The organism is uncultured Thioclava sp., assembly GCF_913064665.1.
GTDB classification, from domain to species: domain Bacteria; phylum Pseudomonadota; class Alphaproteobacteria; order Rhodobacterales; family Rhodobacteraceae; genus Thioclava; species Thioclava arctica.
Map to the genome: position 1 here is coordinate 43,240 of NZ_CAJYBT010000008.1, position 21,598 is coordinate 64,837.

Below are 21,598 nucleotides of genomic sequence, written 5' to 3' on the forward strand. Positions count from 1 at the left end.
TCGCGCGGCGTTCAAGAACGCGCGCGTCGATCGGAATGCGGCAGAGATGTTGGTGCGAAACCCGCGATAGCTTAGATCAGATCCGCATAGACCATCGCAGCATCAATCGCCGCTTTCGTGTCATCCAGCAATTCGGTCAATGGCAAGCGCACCTCGGGCGAAATCAGGCCCAGCTTCGACATCGCGTATTTCGCGCCCGCCACGCCGGGTTCGAGGAAGATCGCCATATGCAGTGGCATCAGCTTGTCTTGATAGCTCAACGCCTTGGCGTAATCGCCCGCCAGCGTCGCCTCTTGGAACAGCGCACAAAGCCGGGGCGCAACGTTCGCCGTGACCGAGATACAGCCCACCCCGCCATGCGCGTTAAAGCCAAGCGCGGTCGCATCCTCGCCCGAAAGCTGAATGAAATCTGGCCCGCAAGTCAGACGCTGCATCGAGACGCGTTCCAGCTTGCCGGTCGCATCCTTCACACCGACGATCCGTTCCAGCTTGGCCAATTCGCCCATCGTTTCGGGGGCCATGTCGATCACCGAACGCCCCGGAATGTTGTAGATGATGATCGCCAGATCGCAGGCCTCGTGCAGCGCGGTGTAATGCGCGATCAAGCCGCGCTGGCTGGGCTTGTTGTAATAGGGCGTGACCACCAGCGCCGCATCCGCGCCGGTTTTGGCGGCATGCTGGATCAGGCGCACACCTTCGGCGGTCGAATTCGACCCGGCACCCGCGATTACGGGAATGCGGCCCTTGGCGGCTTTGACGACTTCGGTGATCACTGTCATGTGTTCGTCATGGCTCAGCGTCGGGCTTTCCCCCGTCGTGCCCACTGGCACCAGCCCGTGGCTGCCCTGTTCGATATGCCATTCAACCAGCTTTTTCAGCGCGTCCAGATCCAGTGCGCCGTTCTTAAACGGCGTGACCAGTGCGGGAAGGGACCCTTTGAACATGACACGCTCCTTGGTTTAGACTTGGTTTGGTCTGTGCCGCTCACGCGAGTCGTGGCGGCGGAAATCGGCCGGGTTATATGCGTTTGCCGCGCCGTTGCCAACTTGTGAATCATCCCCATTTATGAGAGTTGGGGACAAAGGGGAAAACCCCACAAGAAAAGAGCAGCCATGATGATCCGACGCCAGTTCCTCGCGGCGCTTGCCGCATCGACCGCCGTTCTCGCACCCGCCATTGTGCGCGCTGCAACCAGCGCGCTGGCCGAGGCAATGGCTGCTGCAAAATCCGGCGATTGGAGCCACGCCGAGGCCTTGGCGCGCCGTGACGGTTCGCTTGGCGGTGATCTTATCCAATGGCAACGGCTGCGCGCAGGTGATGGAACTTTTGCGGATTATTTCGCCTTTGCATCCCGGCGCGCGGATTGGCCGGGCATGGCCCTGTTGCGCGAAAAAGGCGAGGCAACGCTTGAGGCGATCCCGCCAACGCAGGTCTTGGCGTATTTCCAGCTCGGCGCGCCGCAAACCGGCACGGGTGCATTGGCGCTGATTGGCGCGCATCTTGCGCTGGGGCAGAAAACCGCTGCGGCGAATGAGGCCGAGGCGGCGTGGCGTCACCTGTCTTTGACCTCGCAGGAACAAGATGCGTTTGTGGCGCAATACTCCGCCTTGATCGCGCCGCATCATGGCGGGCGGATGCAGAACATGCTGGATGCCGGAGAGTTGACTCAGGCGCGCCGAATGCTGGATCTGGTCGGCTCTGGCACGCAGGCTGTCGCACGCGCCCGCATCGCCTTGCAAGCGCGCGAAAACGGCGTGGATGATCTGGTCGCGGCGGTGCCCGAGTATATGGTCAAACGCTCGGCTGGGCTGGCGCGTGATCGCGCGTGGTGGCGCTGGCGCGAGGGGCTTGAAGATGGCGCGGCCGAATTGATTCTTGAGAGATCAACTTCGGCCAGCGATCTGGAAGATCCCGCACTTTGGGCCGAGTTGCGTGGCGCACAGGCGCGCTGGGACTTGCGCAATGGCAATACCAAGCGCGCCTATGATCTGGCCGCGTCCCATCGGCTCAAGCCGGGGGGATCGGCTTATGCCGATCTGGAATGGGTGGCGGGATATGCCGCGCTGAAACTGGGCGATGTGTCTAGCGCACTACGCCATTTCTCTGCGTTAGAAAGCGCGGTGGATGGGCCGATTTCCTCGGCACGCGCTTATTACTGGCAGGGCCGCGCGCTGGAGGTGATGGGCAAGACCGACGCGGCCAAAGCGGCTTGGCAAAAGGGGGCGAGCGAGCAAAGCGCCTATTACGGGCTGCTCTCGGCGGAACGCTTGGGGCAATCCCTGCCCGCCAGTTTCGCAACCACCCCGGCGCTGCCCAATTGGAACGAATACAAGTTTCGCCACAGCGATATCTTTAAGGCCGCGCAGCTTCTGTATCAGGCCGATGAAACCGATCTGGCAGCGCGCTTTATTCTGCATCTTGAGGAAAGCCTTGGCCCCGGCAATTTCGGCGCGCTGGCGCAATATGCACTGGAACAACAAGACGCCTATCTGGCGCTGATTGTCGGCAAACGCGCCGCTGCGAAGGGTGAGATTATTCCGCAGGCGCTGTGGCCGATCCCGGCGCTGACCAGTCACGATCTGGGCGTGCCCGAAGCGCTGGTTCTGGCTGTCGCGCGTCGTGAAAGCCAATTCGCGGTGGGCGTGGCCAGCGGCGTGGGGGCGCAAGGCTTGATGCAGCTGATGCCGGGCACGGCCAAGATGATGGCGGCCAAAACGGGTTTAAGTTATTCGCTGTCGCGCCTGACCAGTGACGCCACCTATAACCTGCGCCTTGGCGGGGCCTATCTGGCGCAGTTGCGCGATGAGTTCGGGGCCTCAACGGTTCTGGTGACCACCGGGTATAATGCCGGGCCGGGCCGTCCGCGCCGCTGGATCGAAGAGCAGGGTGATCCGCGCGTGGGCACGGTTGATGTGGTCGATTGGGTCGAGATGATCCCGTTCACTGAGACCCGCAATTACACGATGCGCGTGGCCGAGGCGATCCCGCCCTACCGTGCGCGCCTGCGCGAGCCAGAGCTGAAATTTACCGATATTCTGCGCGGCACAGCGGGGTAGTCGCGCTAGGACGCCGCCGCAACCCGGGCGCGCCACAGCGTGAACAGCCCCGCGCAGACGACCACGCCCGCGCCGATCACCACGTTGATCTCAAGCGGTTCGTGAAACACCACAACGCCCAGCGTGGCGGCGAAGACCAGTTGCAGATAGGCGAAGGGCTGGATCGCTGACGCCTCGGCCACCTCATAGGCCTTGATCAGCAGGAAATGCCCGGTCGCCGCCGTGACGCATAACACTGCCATCCAGCCCCAATCGGCAAGCGTCATGTTCTGCCAATGCCAGATGCCGACAGCGGTCACAATCAGCGCCCCGACAACGCCAGTATAAAAGAACGACACCGAGGCCGGATCGACCCGCCCAACATAGCGCGTCATCAGCGAATAAAGCGCAAACAGCGTCGCCGCCGCCAGCGGGATCAGCGCATAGGGCGAAAATACGCCAAAGCCCGGCTCTAGGATGATCAGCACCCCGACAAAGCCGATCGCAATCGCCACCACCCTGCGCCAGCCGACTTTCTCGCCTAGAACAGGCCCGGACAGCCCCGCCACCAGAAGCGGATAGCAGGCAAAAACCGCGTGGCTATGCACCAGTCCCAGATAGACAAAGCTTTGCACCATCACGATCACTTCGACGATCAGCACGACCGAGCGAAACAACTGCGCCCAAGGCAGACCCGAGCGGCTGGCGCGCCGCAACCCTCCGGGGCTGCGCGCCGCGATCACCAGCACGAACCCCGCGAAGAACCAGAACCGCACCATCAGCGCCATATAGACATTGTAGGTGTCAGCGATATGGCGCGAGATCCCGTCCTGCATCGCAAAGATGAAGGTCACCATGACCATCAGGAGGATGCCCCGGCGGTTATCCTGCTCAACCATGAAACACCCCTTTCGACATATGACGCTTATGGCCGAAACCGGGGCTGCGGGAGACCTCAAACCCGGCTTGCGCCAAGGCGCGGCGCACGAACCCGGCGGCGGTATAGGTGGCGAAGGTGCCGTCCTTGGCCGTATGCGCGCCCACCTGCGCCATCAAATCATCGCCCCAGAGTTCGGGATTTTTGGCGGGTGAAAACCCATCGAGAAACCACGCATCCGCCTGCGCCTGCCAGCGTGGCAGGCTGTCACGCGCATCGCCCTCAATCACCTCAACCGCGATCGGGCCGAACTGAAACGCCCGCGCGCCCTGCGCCCACGCGTCAAGAAACGGCGCGGCAATCGCCTGAGCCTGCGGGAATGCGTCCAGCGCGCGCGCAATCTCTTCAGCGCTCATCGGATAGGCCTCAAACGAGGTGAACCGGATCGCGCAATCGTCCGGGCAGATCAGGCGCAGCGCCAACAGGTTCAACCCGGTGCCAAAGCCCAGCTCGGCCACCTGAAACCCCGCCGCCAAACGCCCGGGCAAGTCATTGCCCGCCAAGAACACATGGCGCGTTTCATCCAAGCCGCCACCAAGGCTGAAATAGGGGTCATCAAACCGGCGCGACACAGGCAACACGCCGTCGCGCCAGTCCAGATCGGCTTTGCTCTGGTCAGGCAGGGTCATCAGGGATAGTCCGTTGCTTTGATCCGAGCATTGGAGCAAGGAACGGCGAATGACAAGCGGGCGACCCGATCTGACAGTGCGCGGTGGCGGTATCTTTGGCCTTGCCATCGCCTATCAAGGCGCGCGGCGTGGCGCGAAGGTCCGCCTGATCGAGGCCGAGCGGATTGGCGCGGGCAGTTCGGGCGGGCATGTCGGCGCGCTTGCCCCGCATGTGCCCGAAAACTGGAACGCCAAGAAGCAATTTCAATTTGAAAGCCTGATGATGGCCGAGACCTTCTGGGCCGAGGTTGCGCAGATCGGCGGGCGCGATCCGGGCTATGGTCGCATCGGGCGCATCCAGCCGCTGATGGACGAGACGCAGATCGCCCGCGCGCAGGAACGCGCGCAATCGGCAGCCGATTTATGGCAGGGGCGCGCGACGTGGCAGGTGGTCGAGGCGGCGCAGTTCGCCCCCTTCGCGCCGCCTTCACCCACGGGGCTGGTGATCCATGACACGCTAAGCGCGCGTGCCGCGCCGCGTGCCGCTGGAGCCGCCCTCGTTGCGGCTTTGCAGGCGCTGGGCGTCGAGATCGTGATTGGCGAGGGGGCCGAGATCGGCCCGGTGATCCACGCCACCGGTGCCCCCGGCTTGGCCGATCTGAGTGCTGCTTTCGGCAGGCCAATGGGCAACGGCGTCAAAGGGCAATCCGCGTTGTTGCGCCATGACGCGGGCGTTGCGCCGCAAATCTATGCCGACAGCCTGCATCTCGTGCCACACGCCGATGGCACGGTCGCAATTGGCTCGACCTCCGAGCGCGAATTTGACGCTCCCGATACGACCGATGCCCAGCTTGAGACGCTGATCGACACCGCCCGCCGCCTGTGTCCTGCGCTAGCGCAAGCGCGCGTGATCGACCGATGGGGCGGGGTGCGCCCGCGTGCAAAATCGCGCGCACCGATGCTGGGGGCTTGGCCCGATCGACCGGGGCATTTCATCGCCAATGGTGGGTTCAAAATTGGCTTTGGCATGGCCCCGAAAGTGGCGCAGGTCATGATCGATCTGGTACTCGACCGGCAGGCGACAATCCCCGAAGGGTTTGGCGTTCAAGACAACCTGTAAAAGGGGGCCGCGCTATCGCGACGCGGCTGCCCGCTATTAGCCAAGCGAGGTGTCCTGCCTCACTGACTTGAGGTCAGTGAGACGAAAACCTCTTCCAGTCCGGGCTGTTCGGTCGCCACATCGCGAATTTCGATGCCTGCTGCGCGGATCGCGTCAAGAATATCTTCAGGTCCGGTCTGTCTGCGCGAATAGGTAAAGGCGAGCCGCCCGCCGGGGCGCTTGTCCATCTTGACGCCGTCGGGCAGTGCGATGTGATCGGGCGCGGGGTTGCGCGGTTCAACGACCAGCGCCTTGCGATCCATCCGGCCCAGCAGGTTGGCGGTGGTGTCGCGCACGATCAACTCGCCGTGGTTGATGATGGCGATTTCGTCACACATTTCCTCAGCCTCTTCGAGGTAATGGGTGGTGAGGATGATCGTCATCCCCTGTTCGTTGAGCTTGCGCACATTGCGCCACAGCATCGCGCGCAATTCGATATCGACGCCGGCGGTGGGCTCATCAAGCACCAGAATTTGCGGCCGATGCACCAATGCCTTGGCCAGCAACAAGCGCCGCTTCATTCCGCCCGAAAGGGCGCGAGCATAGGCCTCGGCCTTGTCGCTTAGGCCCACAAGCTCCAAAATCTCATCGGTCCAGCGTTCCGATTTAGGCACGCCATACAGCCCAGCCTGTGTTTCCAGTGCCGCGCGCGGGGTGAAAAACGGGTCCATGTTGATTTCTTGCGGCATCACGCCGATGGCGGCACGCGACTGGCGCGGGTTCACATCTTGGTCGAACCCCCAGATCACAACTTGCCCATCGGTTTTTTTCACCAGACCCGCCAGAATATTGATCAGGGTCGATTTGCCTGCGCCATTGGGGCCCAAAAGCCCAAAGATCGTGCCCGCCGGGATTGACAGATCCAGCCCTTTCAGCGCCTCTTTCGGTTCTTGCTTTTTGCTGCCCGCATAGGTCTTGCGTAGACCTTTGACCTCGATTGCCTGCTGTTCCAACTTGCCCCGCCTTTCGTGATAGTTAGAATGGCGCCCAACGGATGGGCGCGCCCCTTTGCGCCCTTATATAGATGGAGCCGCCATGACTGCCACCTCTTCGCACCCGACCCCTGAGGCCCCCGAGATCGAGATCGTCACGCATTGGAAAGTCGCCTGCGATGGCGGCGAGGGCGCGTTGGGCCATCCGCGCGTCTGGCTTTCGATCCCGCGCGATACTGGGTTCGTGGAATGTGGTTATTGCGATAAGAAATATGTGATCGACCGCGAACATGCGCATGACGATCACTGAACGCAGTTCGTGTTTATGTCAGAAGGGCGGCGTTTAGCCGTCCTTTTTCTTTTCGGCGGCGGCCTTCATGCGCGCCAGCAATTCGGCCTTAGGGGCAGCTTTGCCATAGGGGTTCTTTTTCGAACCCTTGGCGTTGTGTTCGCTATGGGCGGGGGCATGTTTGGCCATATTGGCACCTCCTGATTTGGAATAATCCATCACCTGATCCTTTTACGCAGTCTTTGCAGACAGATGGGCCATCACGGGGTTTTGCGCAAGGGCTCGCGCGAAGACGGGCGAGTGCTGGCACTGCGTGGCGCGCTGTGGCACAACCTATCCAAAGCGCGCGAAGGAGAACTGTTTTCATGGCATTCGGCAAAGGTTGTCACCTGCATCTGATCGACGGATCGGCCTTTATCTTTCGCGCCTATCACGCGCTGCCGCCGCTGACGCGTAAATCCGATGGCTTGCCGATTGGCGCGGTGGCCGGGTTTTGCAACATGCTGTGGAAATATATCGAGGACGCCAAAGGCTCTGATGCGCCCACCCATGCGGCAGTGATTTTCGACAAGGGCAGCCATACATTTCGCAACGACATGTATGACAAATACAAGGCCAATCGCGATGAGATGCCTCAGGATTTGCGCCCGCAGATGCCGCTGACCCGAGAGGCCACGCGCGCCTTCAATATCGCCTGCGAGGAACTTGAGGGCTATGAGGCAGATGACATCATCGCCACGCTGGCGCGTCAGGCGCGCGAAGCGGGCGGGCGGGTGACGATCATTTCTTCGGATAAGGATTTGATGCAACTGGTCGGTGGCGGCGTCGAGATGTTCGATGCGATGAAGAATCGCGCCATCGGTGTCGAAGAGGTCGAAGCGAAATTTGGCGTGAGCCCGGATCGCGTGGTCGACGTGCAAGCGCTGGCGGGCGATTCGGTCGACAACATCCCTGGCGCGCCAGGGATCGGGGTGAAAACAGCCGCTTTGTTAATCAACGAATACGGTGATCTGGAAACGCTGTTGGCGCGCGCAAGCGAAATCAAACAGCCCAAACGCCGTGAATCGCTGGTCGATAATGCGGACCAGATCCGGCTGTCGAAGCAGTTGGTAACGCTGGACCCGCAAACGCCGATCACCTTTACGCTCGATGATCTGGAGATTCGCGAACCGCTGGTGGAAACGCTGCTCGATTTCCTGAACCGGATGGAATTTCGCACGCTCACCCGCCGCGTCGCTGAGAAATTCAACGCCGAGCCACCGCCCGCGATTGAGATAACCGCCTCGACGGACGCGGCCACACCTGCGCAAGACGCCCCCCCAATCACACCGGAAAGCTACGTCTGTATCCGTGATGCCAAGACGTTAGAGAAATGGCTCGATCAAGCTCGCGCGCGCGGTTGGGTTGCGGTCGATACCGAGACCACCTCGCTGGACGAAATGCAGGCTGATCTGGTCGGTGTGTCGCTGTGCATCGAGGCGGGCCAGGCGGCCTATATTCCGCTGGGCCACTCCATGGGCGAGGATGATCTATTTGGCGGAACGGCTCGCGCCGAGGGGCAGATGGATATGGATGCGGCGCTGGCGCTGCTCAAACCCGTGCTGGAGGATGACTCGATCCTCAAGATCGGGCAAAACATGAAGTATGACTTCAAGATTTTCGCGCGTCACGGCATTCGCGTCGTCCCGATCGATGACACGATGCTGATGAGCTACGCGATGTTCTCGGGGTTGCACAATCACGGCATGGATGCGCTCTCGGATCGCTATCTCAACCACCAGCCGATCCCGATCAAGGATCTGATCGGCTCGGGCAAATCCCAGATCACCTTTGACAAGGTCGCGATCGACACCGCCACGCGTTACGCCGCCGAGGATGCTGATATCACCTTGCGGCTCTGGCAGCAGTTCAAGCCGCGCCTGCATCGCGAACAGGTCACCACGGTCTATGAAACGCTGGAACGCCCGATGGTGCCGGTTCTGGCCGATATGGAAATGGCGGGGGTCAAGGTGGACGCGCAGGTTTTGTCGCGCATGTCCAACGCATTCGCGCAGAAAATGGCCGGGCTGGAAGACGAGATCGCGCAGATCGCAGGCACGCCGTTTAACGTAGGCTCGCCCAAGCAGCTGGGCGAAATCCTGTTCGATCAAATGGGCGTCGAGGGCGGTAAGAAGGGCAAGACGGGCGCTTATGGTACCGGCGCAGACGTGCTCGAAGACGTCACCACGCTGGAAGATGTGAATCCGCAGGCAGCGAAACTGGCGGCTCGGGTGCTGGATTGGCGCCAGATCGCCAAGCTGAAATCGACCTATACGGATGCGCTGCAAACCCATGTGAACCCGGAAACGGGGCGCGTGCACACGTCCTACTCCATCGCCGGGGCCAATACCGGGCGTCTGGCCTCGACCGATCCGAACTTGCAGAATATTCCCGTGCGCTCCGAGGAAGGTCGCCGTATCCGCGAGGCGTTTGTCGCGGGGCCGGGGATGAAGATCGTCTCGCTCGATTATAGCCAGATCGAGCTGCGTATCCTCGCCCATGTCGCCGATCTGCCCGAGATGAAACAGGCCTTCAAAGAGGGTTTGGATATTCACGCGATGACGGCTTCGGAAATGTTCGATGTGCCGCTCGATCAGATGACCTCTGACATTCGCCGTAAGGCCAAGGCGATCAATTTCGGCGTGATCTATGGGATTTCCGGCTTTGGTCTTGCGCGCAATTTGCGGATTCCGCGCGCCGAGGCGCAGGGCTTTATCGACCGCTATTTCGAACGTTTCCCGGGTATTCGCCAATACATGGACGACACGGTGGCCTTCGCGAAAGAGCATAAATTCGTCCAAACCCTGTTTGGCCGCAAAATTCATACCCCCGAAATCACCTCTAAAGGCCCGTCGGCGGGATTTGCCAAACGCGCCGCGATCAACGCGCCGATTCAAGGGGCGGCGGCTGACATTATCCGGCGCGCGATGATCCGAATGCCCGCCGCCATCGCGGGGCTGCCCGCGACGATGCTGCTGCAGGTTCATGACGAATTGATCTTTGAAGTCGAGAACGGCGCGGTCGATGATCTGATTGCTGCTGCGCGCGCCACGATGGAGGGTGCGGCGGAACCGGTGATGAAACTTTCGGTGCCGCTGGTCGTTGATGCCGGGCAAGGGGCAAGCTGGGCTGAGGCGCATTGAGACACACGGGGCGTGGAGTGATAGTGCGGATGCCTCCGGCGGGAGTATTTAGGGCTAGATGAAAGCCACACCACGTTTCATCTAGCCCTAAATACTCCCCGCGGAGCGTTCCACGCGCGCCAAAAGAACACCGCCAGAAAGAGACAGGAACGCGATGCCACATGACCATCAACATCATCATCATCTAAGCGAGGGCGCTGGCGATAATCGGGTGCTTTTTGCCGTGGTGGTCAATGTGATCTTGACCGTGGCGCAGGTTGCGGGCGGGGCGATTGCGGGCTCGATGGCGCTGGTGGCGGATGGGGTACATAATTTCTCAGATGCGGCAGCGCTGGTGTTGGCCTTTGGGGCGCGGCGGCTGGCGCGGCGCGGGGCGGATGCTGCGATGAGTTTCGGATGGGCGCGCGCCGAGGTGGTTGCGGCTTTCGTGAATTATATTGCGCTGATCCTGATTTCGATCTGGCTGGTTTTCGAGGCGTTGGGGCGGATTGTCGCGCCGCCGCAGGTCGATGGCTGGATCGTGGTTTGGTTGGCCGGATTGGCGCTGATCATTGATCTAGCAACGGCGGCGCTGACCTATGCGCTCTCTAAGGATAGCCTCAATATTCGCGCCGCGTTCTTGCACAATCTTGCCGATGCGGGGGCCTCGGTGGCGGTGATTGTCGGAGGCGCTTTGATCCTGCTTTATGATTGGCGGTTGGTCGATCCGTTGCTGACAATCGGGATTTCAGCCTTCATTCTGTGGCATGTCGTGGGCGATCTGAAGCCGGTGTTGCGCATCTTGATGTTGGGCACACCACCCGAGGCGAACACGGCCGAAGTGAGCGGTGCGCTGGCCGAGATTGCAGGCGTGCAGAGCGTCCATCACGTGCATCTGTGGCAGATCGACGAGCGGCGGGTCTCGGTTGAGGCGCATCTGGTGCTGGGGGCGGGCGATGATTACGCCCCGGTGATTGCGCGCGCCAAGGAAATGCTCGCGCATCGCTTTGACATTCACCACGCCACGCTGGAACCGGAGACTGTGCTAACGGGCTGTGCCGATCATCTTGCCCATTAGGTGGCCAACCAGCCCAAGCCATCGCGCGTCTCCCCGACAGGCCTATATTCGGCCGAGGCGAACCCCGCATAGCCGCCGAGATCGAGCTGATTGAAAAATGCGCTCAGGTCGATCTCTCCGCTGCCCGGATCGCTACGTCCTGGCGCATTCGCAAATTGCACATGCACCGCGCGATCTTTGTGCTTGTCCCATGTCGCGGCCACGTCTTCGGTCAGGACATGGGCGTGATAGGCATCAAATTGCAGGTTCAGATTTGGCGCGCCGACGGCGTCCAGTATCTCGGCTGCCAGATCGAAATCATTGAGAAAATAGCCCGGCATGTCGATTGGGTTGATCGGCTCGATCGTCAGTGAGCGTTTGGGCGCGCGCGCCGCCGCCCATGTCAGGTTGTCGATATAGGTTTTACGCGCGACGAGGCCCCGCGCCTTGCCCGCCATGATGTGAATGTGGCGCGGTCCCAGCACATCGGCAAATCGCATCGCGCGGTCGAAATCGCGGCGAAACCGATCCTCGCAGCCCGGTACGGCGGCGAAACCGCGATCCCCGCCGGTCCAATTGGGGGGCGGTACGTTCATCAGCACGAAAGTCAGGTCATGGCGCACCAATTCGTGGCGCATTTCCTGGGCCGAGAATTCATAGGGAAACAGCACCTCGACAGCGTCAAACCCGGCCTCTTTGGCGGCGGCGAAGCGCTCCATGAAGGGCAGTTCGGTGAACAGGAAGGTCAGGTTGGCGGCAAATTTTGGCACTTAGACCTCCGCGGCGGGCAGGATCGGAAAGAACTGGCCGCAGGATATCACCCCCAGCCAATCTTGCCCCTCATGGGGCCGCGTCACCGCCAGATCGACCAGCCGATAAAAGCTTTTGCGGTCGATCAGCGCCTCAAGGCCACGGCGCACATGCAGGTAAGGGCGCGGCGTGCCGTCTTCGCTGTGCTGCACCCGGATTTTGTGATCGCCATCGGCCAGAACGCTGTCGCCGACATTGGTTTCAAAGCGCAGGGTCTGATCGTCGCCCGTGCCCTCTGCCTCAAAATCGACCGCCACAAATGGTGCGTCCTGCACCCGAATGCCCACTTTCTCGACCGGGGTGACGAGGAAATATTTTCCGTCCTCCAGCTTGAGAATCGAGGCAAATAAACGCACCAGCGGCGCCCGCCCAATCGGCGTGCCCAGATAGAACCAAGTCCCGTCAGCGCGAATTTCCATGTCGAGATCGCCGCAAAAGGGCGGGTTCCACAGATGCACCGGTGGCGGGCCTTTTTTTGAGGCCGTTCGCGCGGCATTGGCCAGCCCCTCAGCAGAGGGGATATGGGCGGAATCTGTCTCTTTGTGATCCGTCATGTGAGTTTTGCCGTTCCTTGAGGCCAGGATATCTGCTTTGCTGGGAAGCATACGGATCTCGAGGGAGAATGTCATGGCCGAGCCTGAACAGCTGATGAAGGATATCGAACGTCTTGGGGGGAAGCTTGCGGATGCGCGCGCCTCCATTGACCGGCGCTTCATCGGGCAGGACCAGGTGGTTGAGCTGGTACTGGCTGCGATGCTGTCGGGCGGGCATGCCTTGCTTGTGGGTTTGCCCGGCTTGGGCAAGACGCTGCTGGTGGAGACCCTGTCGACCGTTATGGGGCTGGGATCGAATCGCATCCAGTTCACACCCGATCTGATGCCTGCCGATATTTTGGGCTCGGAGGTGCTGGAAACCGCGCCCGATGGCAGCCGGGCATTTCGCTTTCTCGAAGGGCCGGTGTTTTGCCAGCTTCTGATGGCAGATGAAATCAACCGCGCCTCGCCGCGCACGCAATCCGCGCTGTTGCAGGCGATGCAAGAGCGTGAAGTCACGATCGCCGGACAACACCGCCCGCTTGGCCCGCCGTTCCATGTGCTGGCCACGCAGAACCCGATCGAACAAGAGGGCACCTATCCGCTGCCCGAGGCGCAGCTCGACCGGTTCTTGGTGCAAGTCAATGTCGATTATCCCGACCGCGAGACCGAGCGTAATATTTTGCTGGCGACCACCGGCACCTTGGCCGACGCCGCCCACGCGGTGTTTACGCCCGTCGAGTTGATCGAGGCGCAGGGCATCGTGCGCCAAATGCCGGTGGGCGAGAAAATCGTCGATGCGATTCTTGATCTGGTGCGCGCGTGCCGCCCGAATGAGCCCGAGGCGTCTGATTTGGTACGCGATGCGCTGGCTTGGGGGCCGGGGCCGCGCGCCGCGCAGGCCTTGATGCTGACGGTGCGTGCGCGGGCGCTGATCAACGGGCGGCTTGCGCCCTCACTTGAGGATGTGCAGGCGATGGCGCGTCCGGTGCTGATCCATCGCATGGCGCTGAGCTTTGCGGCGCGCGCGCGTGGCGAAACGCTGGATGCGCTGATCGGGCGCGTTCTGGTTGAGGTAACGGGGGCCGAAGGGGTAGCCGCCGGGTCCAGAGGGGCCGCGGCTTGAACGCATCCCCGGACACATCCGTGCAGGCTTTGGCGCTGCGCCGTGAGGCCGAGACCGCCGCCTCGGCACTGCCGCCCTTGCTGGTGGCCGCCGAGCATTTGGCCGCGACCGTTCAGATGGGCGCGCATGGGCGCAGGCGTGCAGGCACCGGCGAGGAGTTTTGGCAATATCGCCCCGCCCATTCCGGCGATGAGGCGCGGTTTGTGGATTGGCGGCGCTCGGGGCGCTCGGATGCGCAATATGTGCGCGAACGCGAATGGCAATTGGCGCAATCGGTGCATCTGTGGGTCGATGACGCGGCTTCGATGAACTTTACCGGAGCGGAAACCGGGCGCGCGGCGCGGGCCCCGAAATCGGAACGCGCGCGGGTCTTGGCGCTGGCGCTGTCGGTGCTGATGATCCGGGGCGGAGAGCGCGTGGGTCTAACCGGGGTTGCCGCCCCGCCGCGTCCGGGACGTGCGCAATTGATGGCGCTGGCGGCGCTTTTGTCTGCGCCAAGCGGGCAGCAAGATTACGGCACGCCGCAGGTAGCAGGGGTTTCGGCGCAATCGCGCGCGGTGTTCCTGTCGGATTTTTTGGGCGATCTTGCGCCCATCGAAAGCGCCTTGGGCCAGCTGGCCGATCGCGGTGTGACGGGCGTGATGTTACAGGTGCTCGACCCCGACGAAGAGGCCTTTCCCTATGACGGGCGCACGATTTTTCAGTCGATGTCGGGCGCGTTGGTGCATGAGACCCGCAAGGCCAGCGATCTGCGCGGGCGCTACCAAGAACGGCTGGCGCAGCGGCGCGATGCGCTGACGCGACTGGCCCAAAGTGCGGGTTGGCAGTTTTCCACCCATCACACGGGCGATCCGGCCCAAAGCGCGCTGTTATGGCTATATGGCGCGCTGGGACGGGGGCAGGGATGATGGTGCTTGGCCCGATCGGCTTTACCGCACCTTGGCTGTTGCTGGGGCTTGTCGCGCTGCCGCTGCTGTGGCTGCTGCTGCGCGCGGTGCCGCCGGCGCCGATCCGACGTCGTTTTCCCGGCGTGGCGCTGCTGCTGGGGTTGAAGGACACAGAGGTCGAGGCCGCGCGCACACCGTGGTGGCTGCTGGCGTTGCGCCTGTTGGCGCTGGCGGCGGCGATCATCGGCTTTGCGGGCCCGGTGCTGAATCCGCAGCGCGCCGAACCGGGCTCGGGGCCGTTGTTGATCATCGCTGATGCAAGCTGGGCCTCGGCGGGCAACTGGCGCGTGCGCACGGAGCGAATGGAGCGCGCGCTGAGTGCGGCGGAACAGGCCGGGCGGCGTGTTGCGCTGATTTCGCTGGCAGAGCCGCCCGTCGCGCAACCCACCTTTAGCGACGCAAAAAGCGTGACACAGGCTTTGCCGGGAGTGTTGCCGCACCCTTGGATCGGGCAAAGTTTCGACGCAGCCACGATGCTGCCGCAGGGCAATTTCGATACGCTTTGGCTGTCCGATGGGTTGGCGCGCCCTGATCGTAGCGCCATTTTAAGTGCTCTGCAGGGGCGCGGGGCGGTCACGGTCTGGCAATCGCAGGTGCCGGTTCTGGCGCTTGGCGCGGCACGGATTGAGGATGGCGCGCTGGTGGTGCCCGCGCGTGCCTCTGCCCCGCCGCCCAGTCCACGCGAGGTCGCAGCGATTGGCCGCGATCCGGCGGGGATTGAGCGCGAATTGGCGCGGGTGCCGCTGGATTTCGCGGGCAAAACGAGCGCCGACTTGCGCTTTGATCTGCCGCCAGAGCTGCGCAACCGGATCACCCGGTTTGAGATCAGCGGGTTGCGGTCAGCCGGGGCGGTGAGCCTGACAGATGATGCGGTCAAGCGGCGCAAAGTGGCGATCTTGTCGGGCACACGCGACCGCGAAGGCCTGCAACTGCTTTCGCCGACGCATTACCTGCACGAGGCGCTTGCGCCGACGGCGGATCTGATTGAGGGCACGCTTGATGATGTGCTGACCGCCGATCCCGATGTGATTATCCTTGCCGATATGGCCGATCTGCCCGAGCAATCCAAGCTGCGGGACTGGGTGGAAAAGGGTGGTTTGCTGATTCGGTTCGCCGGGCCGCGCATGGCCAATGCCGATCTGACGGCGGACACGTTGTTGCCTGTGCGGTTGCGGGCGGGTGGGCGCTCGATTGGGGGGGCGATGAGTTGGGGCGCGCCGCGCGGACTTGCACCCTTTCCCGAGGACTCTCCTTTTGCCGGTCTTGCGGTACCCGATGACGTTACCGTCAAGGCGCAGGTTATGGCCGAGCCAGCCCCCGATCTGGTAGAGCACACGATTGCCTCGCTGGTCGATGGCACGCCGCTGGTGACGCGCGCGAAGCTGGGGCAGGGCGCATTGGTGCTGTTTCATGTCAGCGCCAATGCCGAATGGTCAACGCTGCCGCTGTCTGTGCTGTTTCCCCAGATGCTAGAGCGGCTGGCGGTCTCGGCGCGCCCGAATGCGCCAGAGGTGGCGGATTTGGCGGGGCAAACTTGGGTGCCCCAAAAGCTGCTTGATGGCTTTGGGCGTCTGCGCGATGCGGGAGCGGCGGCAGGTGTACCGGGCGCAGAGCTGGCCAAGGCCGTGGCGGGGCCCAAGCTGCAACCCGGGATATACACAGCCGATGAGCGCGCTGTTGCGCTGAATGCACTGGGCCGCGATGCGGTGCTGACGCCTGCGACATGGCCTGCCACTGTGGCGGTCGAGGGCGCGACGGAGACGCAAGAAACGCCGCTGAAGGGATGGCTTTTGGCGCTGGCGCTTGGGGCATTGCTGCTCGATATTTTGGCGGCGCTTGCACTGTCGGGCAAACTGCGGGGGCCGCGCGCAATCAAGACCGCAGCGCTGGTTTCTGCGCTGGTATTGACGGGTATCACGCCGCCACAAGCGCGCGCCGAAATGAGCGAAGCGCGCGCAATCGAGGCGGCGTCAAACGTGGTGCTGGCGGCGATGCCCTCGGGCGATCCCGAGGTTGACAGGGTTTCGCTGGCGGGGCTGACGGGGTTGTCTGCGGTGTTGAACCAACGCACGACGGTCGAGCCTTCGGCGCCGATGATGGTTGATTTGAAAAATGACGATCTGGCCGTTTACACCTTTATTTACTGGCCCATCACTGCCGATCAAGCCGCCCCAACCCCGCTGGAATATGCCAAGCTGAACCGCTATCTGCGCGGCGGCGGGATGATCTTGTTTGATACGCGCGATGCCGATGTCGCGGGCTTTGGTGAGGCTACGCCGACCGGTCGACGCCTGCAGGCGCTGGCGGCTCCGCTGGATATTCCCCCGCTTGCGCCGATCCCCAAGGATCACGTTCTGACGCGGACCTTCTATTTGTTGCAGGATTTCCCCGGACGCTATGATGGCACGATCTGGGTCGAGGCCCCGCCCGCCGATGCCGCGCGCGCCGACGGGATGCCGTTTCGCAACCTCAATGACGGGGTGACGCCGGTGGTGATTGGCGGCAATGACTGGGCCGAGGCGTGGGCCGTGGATGCCAGCGGTCGCCCGATGTTCCCGGTTGGCCGGGGGCGCACCGGAGAGCGCCAGCGCGAGATCGCCAATCGGTTCGGCGTCAATCTGATCATGCATGTGCTGACGGGCAATTATAAATCCGATCAGGTCCATGTGCCGGCACTGCTGGAAAGGTTGGGGCAATGAGCGGGATGTCGGTGATCTTTGCGCCGCTGCTGCCGTGGCCCGCGATTTGGGCGGCAGGCGGGGTGGCTTTGGTGCTGCTGGCGCTGGCGCTGTGGCGAGGCTTGCGCGGCTGGGCGTTGCGGGCGCTGGCGGCGCTGGTGTTGCTGGCGGCGATTGCGCAGCCCTCGCTGCAACGCGAACAGACCGCGCCGCTGTCTGATATCGTGCTGCTGATTGATGACCGCTCTGCCTCGCAGACGCTATCAGATCGCGCTGCGCAGACCGATGCCGCCGTGGCGAATGTGCAAGCCCAGCTTGACGCGTTGCCCAATGTCGAGACGCGCCGGGTCACGGTGAAGGATGGCGCGGAAAATGCCGGGACCGAGTTGGGCGCGGCGCTGTCCGAGGCGCTCGCCAGCGAGCCGCGCGCGCGTGTCGCCGGGGCCGTGGTGATCAGCGACGGGCAGGCGCATGACGCCGCCCTTGCGCCCGATCTGCCCGGGCCGCTGCAACTGCTGCTGACCGGGCGCGCGGCGGATTGGGATCGCCGTTTGGTGATTCAAACCGCGCCCGCCTTTGGCATTATCGGCGAGGAAAGCTCGATCCGCCTCAAGGTCGAGGATCAGGGCAAAGTGCCCGCCAGTATCGGCACCAAGGCCAAGCTGACGATCTCAATCGATGGCAAGAATCCGAAAACCTATGACGTGAATGTCGGGCGCGATCTGGAATTGCCGCTGACGCTGGATCATGGCGGGCAGAACGTGGTGCAGTTCACGTTGACCCCCGTCGAGGGCGAGCTGACCACGCGCAACAATACCGCAACCGTGCAGATCAACGGCGTGCGCGACCGCTTGCGCGTGTTGCTGGTCTCGGGCCAGCCCCATGCGGGCGAGCGTACGTGGCGCAACCTGCTGAAATCGGATGCGGGCGTCGATCTGGTGCATTTCACGATCCTGCGCCCGCCCGAAAAGCAAGACGGTGTGCCGGTGTCGGAACTGTCGCTGATCGCTTTCCCGACGCAGGAATTGTTCGTGGACAAGATCGACGAGTTCGATCTGATCATCTTTGACCGCTACGGCGCGCGCGGCATCCTACCGTCGTCCTATTTCGATAATATCCGCGATTATGTCGAACGGGGCGGGGCGATTTTGGTGGCCGCAGGGCCGGAATATGCGACCGTTGAAAGCCTGTATCAAACCAGCCTTGGCTCGATCATGCCTGCGCGCCCCACCGGGCGGGTGCTGTCGGAAAGCTTCCTGCCGCGCCCGACCGAGTTGGGTCTGCGTCATCCCGTCACGGCGGGTCTGAAAGGCGCGCCGCCGCCTGCCGACAAAGCCAAGGATGACGCGAAAGCGCCCCATTGGGGGCATTGGTTGCGTCAGGTCGAATTGAGTGATCCCAAGGGCGAAGTCGTGATGTCGGGCGCCGACGGTAAGCCGCTTTTGGTGCTCTCGCGCGAGGGCAAGGGGCGCGTGGCGCTGCTGGCCTCGGATCAGGCATGGCTGTGGGATCGCGGCTATGATGGCGGTGGGCCGCAGCTCGAATTGCTGCGCCGGATCGCGCATTGGGAGATGAAGGAACCCGAGCTGGAAGAAGAGGCGCTGTATGCCGAGATCGACCCGGGCGCGCTGTCGATGACGATCGTGCGCCGCTCGATGAAGGATGATGTGCCGCCTGCAAGCGTGACGCTGCCCGATGGCACTGTGCAGGACGTGCCGCTAAGCCAAAGCGCGCCGGGGCAGTTCACCGCGCGTTGGACTGCGCCGGGGCCGGGTCTCTATACGCTCAAGGATGGTGATCTGGCGCGCGTGGTCGCGATGGGTCCTGCCAGCCCGCGCGAGTTTGAACAAACCATCGCCAGTGGTGAGCCATTGGCTAAGGCGATTGCGGCCTCGGGTGGGGCTGTGACCCGGCTGGAGGAGGGCATTCCGCGCATCCGCGAAGTAGCGGTTGGGCGTGCAACATCGGGGCGGGGCTGGATTGGCATCACGCCGCGCGGGGCGCGCGCCACGACAGACATTCGCGTGCAACCCGTTCTGCCCGCATGGGCGTGGTTGCTGTTGGCAGCGCTGCTGACGCTTGGGGCCTGGATGATCGAGGGGCGGGGGCGGCGTACGGCCTAAGGCCATGCCGCCCGCCGCCAATATCAGTAGATTACGACCGAGCGGATCGATTCGCCGCTATGCATCAGATCGAAGGCCTCGTTGATCTTCTCCAGCGGCATGGTGTGGGTGATCATCGGGTCGATCTCGATCTTGCCATCCATGTACCAGTCAACGAATTTCGGCACATCGGTGCGCCCCTTTGCGCCACCAAAGGCCGTGCCTTTCCAGACGCGCCCGGTCACCAGTTGGAACGGCCGGGTCGAGATTTCCGCGCCCGCCGAGGCGACGCCGATAATCACCGAAACGCCCCAGCCGCGATGGCTGCATTCCAGAGCATCGCGCATCACCTTGGTGTTGCCGGTCGCGTCAAAGCTGTAATCGACACCGCCGATCTGATCGGCACCCTTCTTGGTCAGGTTGACGATTTCCTCGACGACCGTGCCCTTGATCTTTGTGGGGTTCACAAAATGGGTCAGGCCGAATTTGCGCGCCATTTCCTCTTTGTCGTCGTTCAGATCGACGCCGATGATCATGTCGGCCCCGGCCATGCGCAGGCCTTGGATCACGTTCAACCCGATGCCGCCAAGGCCGAACACCGCCGCGGTCGAGCCGATCTCGACTCCTGCGGTGTTGATCACCGCACCGATCCCGGTGGTCACGCCGCAGCCGATATAGCAGATCTTGTCGAAGGGCGCGTCTTCACGCACTTTGGCCAGCGCGATTTCGGGCATGACCGTGTGATTGGCGAAGGTCGAGCAGCCCATGTAGTGAAACAGCGGCGTGCCATCGAGCATGTGAAAGCGCGTCGTGCCATCGGGCATCAGCCCTTGGCCCTGTGTGCCCCGGATCGCGGTGCACAGGTTGGTTTTGCCCGACAGGCAAGACGGGCATTCGCGGCATTCGGGGGTGTAAAGCGGGATGACGTGATCGCCGGGCTTGAGCGTGGTCACGCCCTCGCCGACTTCGAGCACGACGCCCGCGCCCTCATGGCCGAGGATGCAGGGAAACAGCCCCTCGGGATCGGCCCCCGAGCGGGTGAATTCGTCGGTGTGGCAAATGCCGGTGGCCTTGATTTCGATCAGCACTTCGCCTGCTTTCGGTGGGTCGAGTTCCACCTCCATGATTTCAAGCGGCTTTCCGGCTTCCAATGCGACTGCGGCACGGGTTCTCATGGGCGTCTCCTCAAGGTATAAAAGTTGCCAAGAACCTGCGCGAATGCGCGGGTGAATGCAATAAAGGGTGCGATATGTTGACCAGATTTTCTGCTTTGCCTGCTGTGTTGTTGTCGGTGCTGGCGCTCGCGGCTTGCGATCCCGCAGGTCCGATTGAGCAAACGCCAGATCAAGATGTGGCGGTGCCCACGCCCTATCTGACGCCGCAAACCACCGTGACCGCAGGCGGCTTGCAAGAGCGCGAGCCCGACACATGCGGCGCCGCTAACTATGTCTCGGTGCTTGGCCAGCCAGCGGCGCAGATTCAGAGCCTTGGCATCACCAAGCCGATGCGAATCGTGGAATGGCGCGGCGTGGAAGATCAAGTCTACAACCCGCAGCGCGTGGTGTTCCGCCTCGATTCGCGCGGGAACGTTTACAATATCGACTGCGGTTGAGGCGGTGCGGCCCTCTGCGCTGGCGGGGGGTCAGTCTGCCTTAAAGCGACCGTGGCAATCTTTGCACGATGCGCCGAGTGCGTTGAGTCCATCGGCCAGGCCTGACGCGCTGGAGGGATCGAGCGCATCTGCCGCCTTTTGCAGTCGACGGGTCTTTTGCCAGAACTCGCCTTCATTGTCCCAAAGTCGGGGCAGCGCCTTGGAAGCCGGGTCGCTGGTGTTTTGCTCAAACGCATCGGTGACTTTCGCGGCATCGGCACGCAAAGCGCTGGTGGCTGCGGCTGCGGCGGTAGCATCAAAGGGTGTTTTCTTGGTCGCCATATCGCCAATGATCTTCAGGTTTTGGCCAAGCTGATCCATTAGCTCCATGCGCGCGCGTGCGATTGGATCTTTGGCAATGTCTTTGGCCAGGGCTGTCGTGGTCAAAGCGGCCAGCGCCAGCGCAAGCGACAGGCTGAGAGAGGTGGTGCGGACGAGGCGGTTCATCAGGGTGCTCCGGTGATTTGGGGCAACCTGCAATGTGCGAGCGCCAAGCGCAATCACGGATCGATCACGAAAATGAAAGCTCCAACTTTTTGGGTTGGAGCTTTGGATGCGGGCGGAGCGTCTCGA

The 21,598-nt window shown here is 62.6% G+C and carries 19 protein-coding genes; 10 read left to right on the forward strand and 9 right to left on the reverse strand.

What is annotated here, in order from left to right; translation table 11 throughout:
* Window positions 1-71: 71 nt before the first annotated feature.
* Entirely contained in the window at window positions 72-944 is an 873-nt protein-coding gene (gene dapA / locus QZ571_RS04955) for a 4-hydroxy-tetrahydrodipicolinate synthase (protein WP_295532539.1), read from the reverse strand.
* Between the two features lie 168 nt (window positions 945-1,112).
* Here dapA and QZ571_RS04960 point away from each other — a divergent pair, with 168 nt between their 5' ends.
* A complete protein-coding gene (locus QZ571_RS04960) occupies window positions 1,113-3,056 on the forward strand; it encodes a lytic transglycosylase domain-containing protein (RefSeq protein WP_295532541.1) in 1,944 nt (647 codons plus the stop codon).
* Window positions 3,057-3,061: 5 nt separating this feature from the next.
* Here the strand turns inward: QZ571_RS04960 and QZ571_RS04965 are convergent, their stop codons facing one another.
* On the reverse strand, window positions 3,062-3,934 hold the full coding sequence (locus QZ571_RS04965; protein WP_295532543.1) for a DMT family transporter: 873 nt from the start codon (window positions 3,932-3,934) through the stop codon (window positions 3,062-3,064).
* Window positions 3,927-4,601, reverse strand: coding sequence for a tRNA (5-methylaminomethyl-2-thiouridine)(34)-methyltransferase MnmD (mnmD, locus tag QZ571_RS04970; protein WP_295532545.1), 675 nt, complete (start codon window positions 4,599-4,601; stop codon window positions 3,927-3,929). Before mnmD ends, QZ571_RS04965 begins: the two co-directional genes overlap by 8 nt.
* A gap of 49 nt (window positions 4,602-4,650) precedes the next feature.
* Between mnmD and QZ571_RS04975 the strand changes: the two genes are divergently transcribed.
* Window positions 4,651-5,700: an FAD-dependent oxidoreductase gene (locus QZ571_RS04975; protein WP_295532547.1), complete on the forward strand. Its 1,050-nt coding sequence runs from the start codon at window positions 4,651-4,653 to the stop codon at window positions 5,698-5,700.
* 59 nt (window positions 5,701-5,759) lie between these two features.
* On the opposite strand, the gene QZ571_RS04980 is transcribed toward QZ571_RS04975, so the two are convergent.
* A complete protein-coding gene (locus QZ571_RS04980; protein ID WP_295532549.1) occupies window positions 5,760-6,692 on the reverse strand; it encodes an ABC transporter ATP-binding protein in 933 nt (310 codons plus the stop codon).
* Window positions 6,693-6,774: 82 nt separating this feature from the next.
* Between QZ571_RS04980 and QZ571_RS04985 the strand changes: the two genes are divergently transcribed.
* A complete protein-coding gene (locus QZ571_RS04985; protein ID WP_295532551.1) occupies window positions 6,775-6,981 on the forward strand; it encodes a zinc-finger domain-containing protein in 207 nt (68 codons plus the stop codon).
* Between the two features lie 33 nt (window positions 6,982-7,014).
* Here the strand turns inward: QZ571_RS04985 and QZ571_RS04990 are convergent, their stop codons facing one another.
* Window positions 7,015-7,179: a hypothetical protein gene (locus tag QZ571_RS04990; protein WP_295532553.1), complete on the reverse strand. Its 165-nt coding sequence runs from the start codon at window positions 7,177-7,179 to the stop codon at window positions 7,015-7,017.
* A gap of 146 nt (window positions 7,180-7,325) precedes the next feature.
* Between QZ571_RS04990 and polA the strand changes: the two genes are divergently transcribed.
* Together polA and QZ571_RS05000 are read left to right on the forward strand one after the other, a co-directional pair.
* Window positions 7,326-10,142, forward strand: coding sequence for a DNA polymerase I (gene polA / locus QZ571_RS04995; RefSeq protein WP_295532555.1), 2,817 nt, complete (start codon window positions 7,326-7,328; stop codon window positions 10,140-10,142).
* A gap of 154 nt (window positions 10,143-10,296) precedes the next feature.
* A complete protein-coding gene (locus tag QZ571_RS05000; protein ID WP_295532557.1) occupies window positions 10,297-11,199 on the forward strand; it encodes a cation diffusion facilitator family transporter in 903 nt (300 codons plus the stop codon).
* Here the strand turns inward: QZ571_RS05000 and QZ571_RS05005 are convergent.
* Window positions 11,196-11,948 carry a TIM barrel protein gene (locus QZ571_RS05005; protein WP_295532560.1) on the reverse strand — a complete coding sequence of 251 codons (753 nt, stop codon included), beginning with the start codon at window positions 11,946-11,948 and terminating at the stop codon, window positions 11,196-11,198. The genes QZ571_RS05000 and QZ571_RS05005 overlap by 4 nt on opposite strands.
* Window positions 11,949-12,542 (reverse strand): DUF1285 domain-containing protein, encoded by a 594-nt coding sequence (locus QZ571_RS05010; RefSeq protein WP_295532562.1) that lies wholly within the window; start codon window positions 12,540-12,542, stop codon window positions 11,949-11,951. It abuts the gene before it with no gap.
* Between the two features lie 73 nt (window positions 12,543-12,615).
* On the opposite strand from QZ571_RS05010, the gene QZ571_RS05015 reads away from it, so the two are divergent.
* Genes QZ571_RS05015 through QZ571_RS05030 form a run of 4 tightly spaced genes read left to right on the forward strand, consistent with a single transcriptional unit; the run spans window position 12,616 to window position 19,395 of the window.
* A complete protein-coding gene (locus tag QZ571_RS05015; protein ID WP_295532564.1) occupies window positions 12,616-13,647 on the forward strand; it encodes a MoxR family ATPase in 1,032 nt (343 codons plus the stop codon).
* Complete coding sequence (locus tag QZ571_RS05020) at window positions 13,644-14,555, forward strand: DUF58 domain-containing protein (protein WP_295532566.1); 912 nt, start codon at window positions 13,644-13,646, stop codon at window positions 14,553-14,555. The genes QZ571_RS05015 and QZ571_RS05020 overlap by 4 nt, the downstream gene beginning before the upstream one ends.
* Window positions 14,552-17,293 (forward strand): DUF4159 domain-containing protein, encoded by a 2,742-nt coding sequence (locus QZ571_RS05025; RefSeq protein WP_295532569.1) that lies wholly within the window; start codon window positions 14,552-14,554, stop codon window positions 17,291-17,293. The genes QZ571_RS05020 and QZ571_RS05025 overlap by 4 nt, the downstream gene beginning before the upstream one ends.
* A complete protein-coding gene (locus tag QZ571_RS05030; protein ID WP_295532571.1) occupies window positions 17,290-19,395 on the forward strand; it encodes a hypothetical protein in 2,106 nt (701 codons plus the stop codon). The genes QZ571_RS05025 and QZ571_RS05030 overlap by 4 nt, the downstream gene beginning before the upstream one ends.
* Window positions 19,396-19,418: 23 nt before the next feature.
* Here QZ571_RS05030 and QZ571_RS05035 read toward each other — a convergent pair whose 3' ends face one another.
* Window positions 19,419-20,549, reverse strand: coding sequence for an S-(hydroxymethyl)glutathione dehydrogenase/class III alcohol dehydrogenase (locus QZ571_RS05035; protein ID WP_295532572.1), 1,131 nt, complete (start codon window positions 20,547-20,549; stop codon window positions 19,419-19,421).
* A 74-nt stretch (window positions 20,550-20,623) separates the two neighbouring features.
* Between QZ571_RS05035 and QZ571_RS05040 the strand changes: the two genes are divergently transcribed.
* The gene (locus tag QZ571_RS05040) at window positions 20,624-20,986 is read left to right on the forward strand and encodes an I78 family peptidase inhibitor (protein WP_295532574.1); all 363 of its coding nucleotides are present in this window, start codon (window positions 20,624-20,626) and stop codon (window positions 20,984-20,986) included.
* 30 nt (window positions 20,987-21,016) lie between these two features.
* Here the strand turns inward: QZ571_RS05040 and QZ571_RS05045 are convergent, their stop codons facing one another.
* Window positions 21,017-21,472: a cytochrome c gene (locus QZ571_RS05045; RefSeq protein WP_295532576.1), complete on the reverse strand. Its 456-nt coding sequence runs from the start codon at window positions 21,470-21,472 to the stop codon at window positions 21,017-21,019.
* Window positions 21,473-21,598 lie beyond the last annotated feature (126 nt).

Excerpts from the sequence above, each read along its gene's own strand:
- QZ571_RS05035 (WP_295532572.1), bottom strand. The coding sequence starts at position 20,549 with ATGAGAACCCGTGCCGCAGTCGCATTGGAAGCCGGAAAGCCGCTTGAA.
- QZ571_RS04965 (WP_295532543.1), bottom strand. The coding sequence starts at position 3,934 with ATGGTTGAGCAGGATAACCGCCGGGGCATCCTCCTGATGGTCATGGTG.
- QZ571_RS05015 (WP_295532564.1), top strand. The coding sequence starts at position 12,616 with ATGGCCGAGCCTGAACAGCTGATGAAGGATATCGAACGTCTTGGGGGG.
- QZ571_RS04975 (WP_295532547.1), top strand. The coding sequence starts at position 4,651 with ATGACAAGCGGGCGACCCGATCTGACAGTGCGCGGTGGCGGTATCTTT.
- QZ571_RS05045 (WP_295532576.1), bottom strand. The coding sequence starts at position 21,472 with ATGAACCGCCTCGTCCGCACCACCTCTCTCAGCCTGTCGCTTGCGCTG.
- dapA (WP_295532539.1), bottom strand. The coding sequence starts at position 944 with ATGTTCAAAGGGTCCCTTCCCGCACTGGTCACGCCGTTTAAGAACGGC.
- QZ571_RS05040 (WP_295532574.1), top strand. The coding sequence starts at position 20,624 with ATGTTGACCAGATTTTCTGCTTTGCCTGCTGTGTTGTTGTCGGTGCTG.
- polA (WP_295532555.1), top strand. The coding sequence starts at position 7,326 with ATGGCATTCGGCAAAGGTTGTCACCTGCATCTGATCGACGGATCGGCC.
- QZ571_RS05025 (WP_295532569.1), top strand. The coding sequence starts at position 14,552 with ATGATGGTGCTTGGCCCGATCGGCTTTACCGCACCTTGGCTGTTGCTG.
- mnmD (WP_295532545.1), bottom strand. The coding sequence starts at position 4,601 with ATGACCCTGCCTGACCAGAGCAAAGCCGATCTGGACTGGCGCGACGGC.
- QZ571_RS04990 (WP_295532553.1), bottom strand. The coding sequence starts at position 7,179 with ATGGATTATTCCAAATCAGGAGGTGCCAATATGGCCAAACATGCCCCC.
- QZ571_RS05010 (WP_295532562.1), bottom strand. The coding sequence starts at position 12,542 with ATGACGGATCACAAAGAGACAGATTCCGCCCATATCCCCTCTGCTGAG.
- QZ571_RS04985 (WP_295532551.1), top strand. The coding sequence starts at position 6,775 with ATGACTGCCACCTCTTCGCACCCGACCCCTGAGGCCCCCGAGATCGAG.
- QZ571_RS05030 (WP_295532571.1), top strand. The coding sequence starts at position 17,290 with ATGAGCGGGATGTCGGTGATCTTTGCGCCGCTGCTGCCGTGGCCCGCG.
- QZ571_RS05000 (WP_295532557.1), top strand. The coding sequence starts at position 10,297 with ATGCCACATGACCATCAACATCATCATCATCTAAGCGAGGGCGCTGGC.
- QZ571_RS04960 (WP_295532541.1), top strand. The coding sequence starts at position 1,113 with ATGATGATCCGACGCCAGTTCCTCGCGGCGCTTGCCGCATCGACCGCC.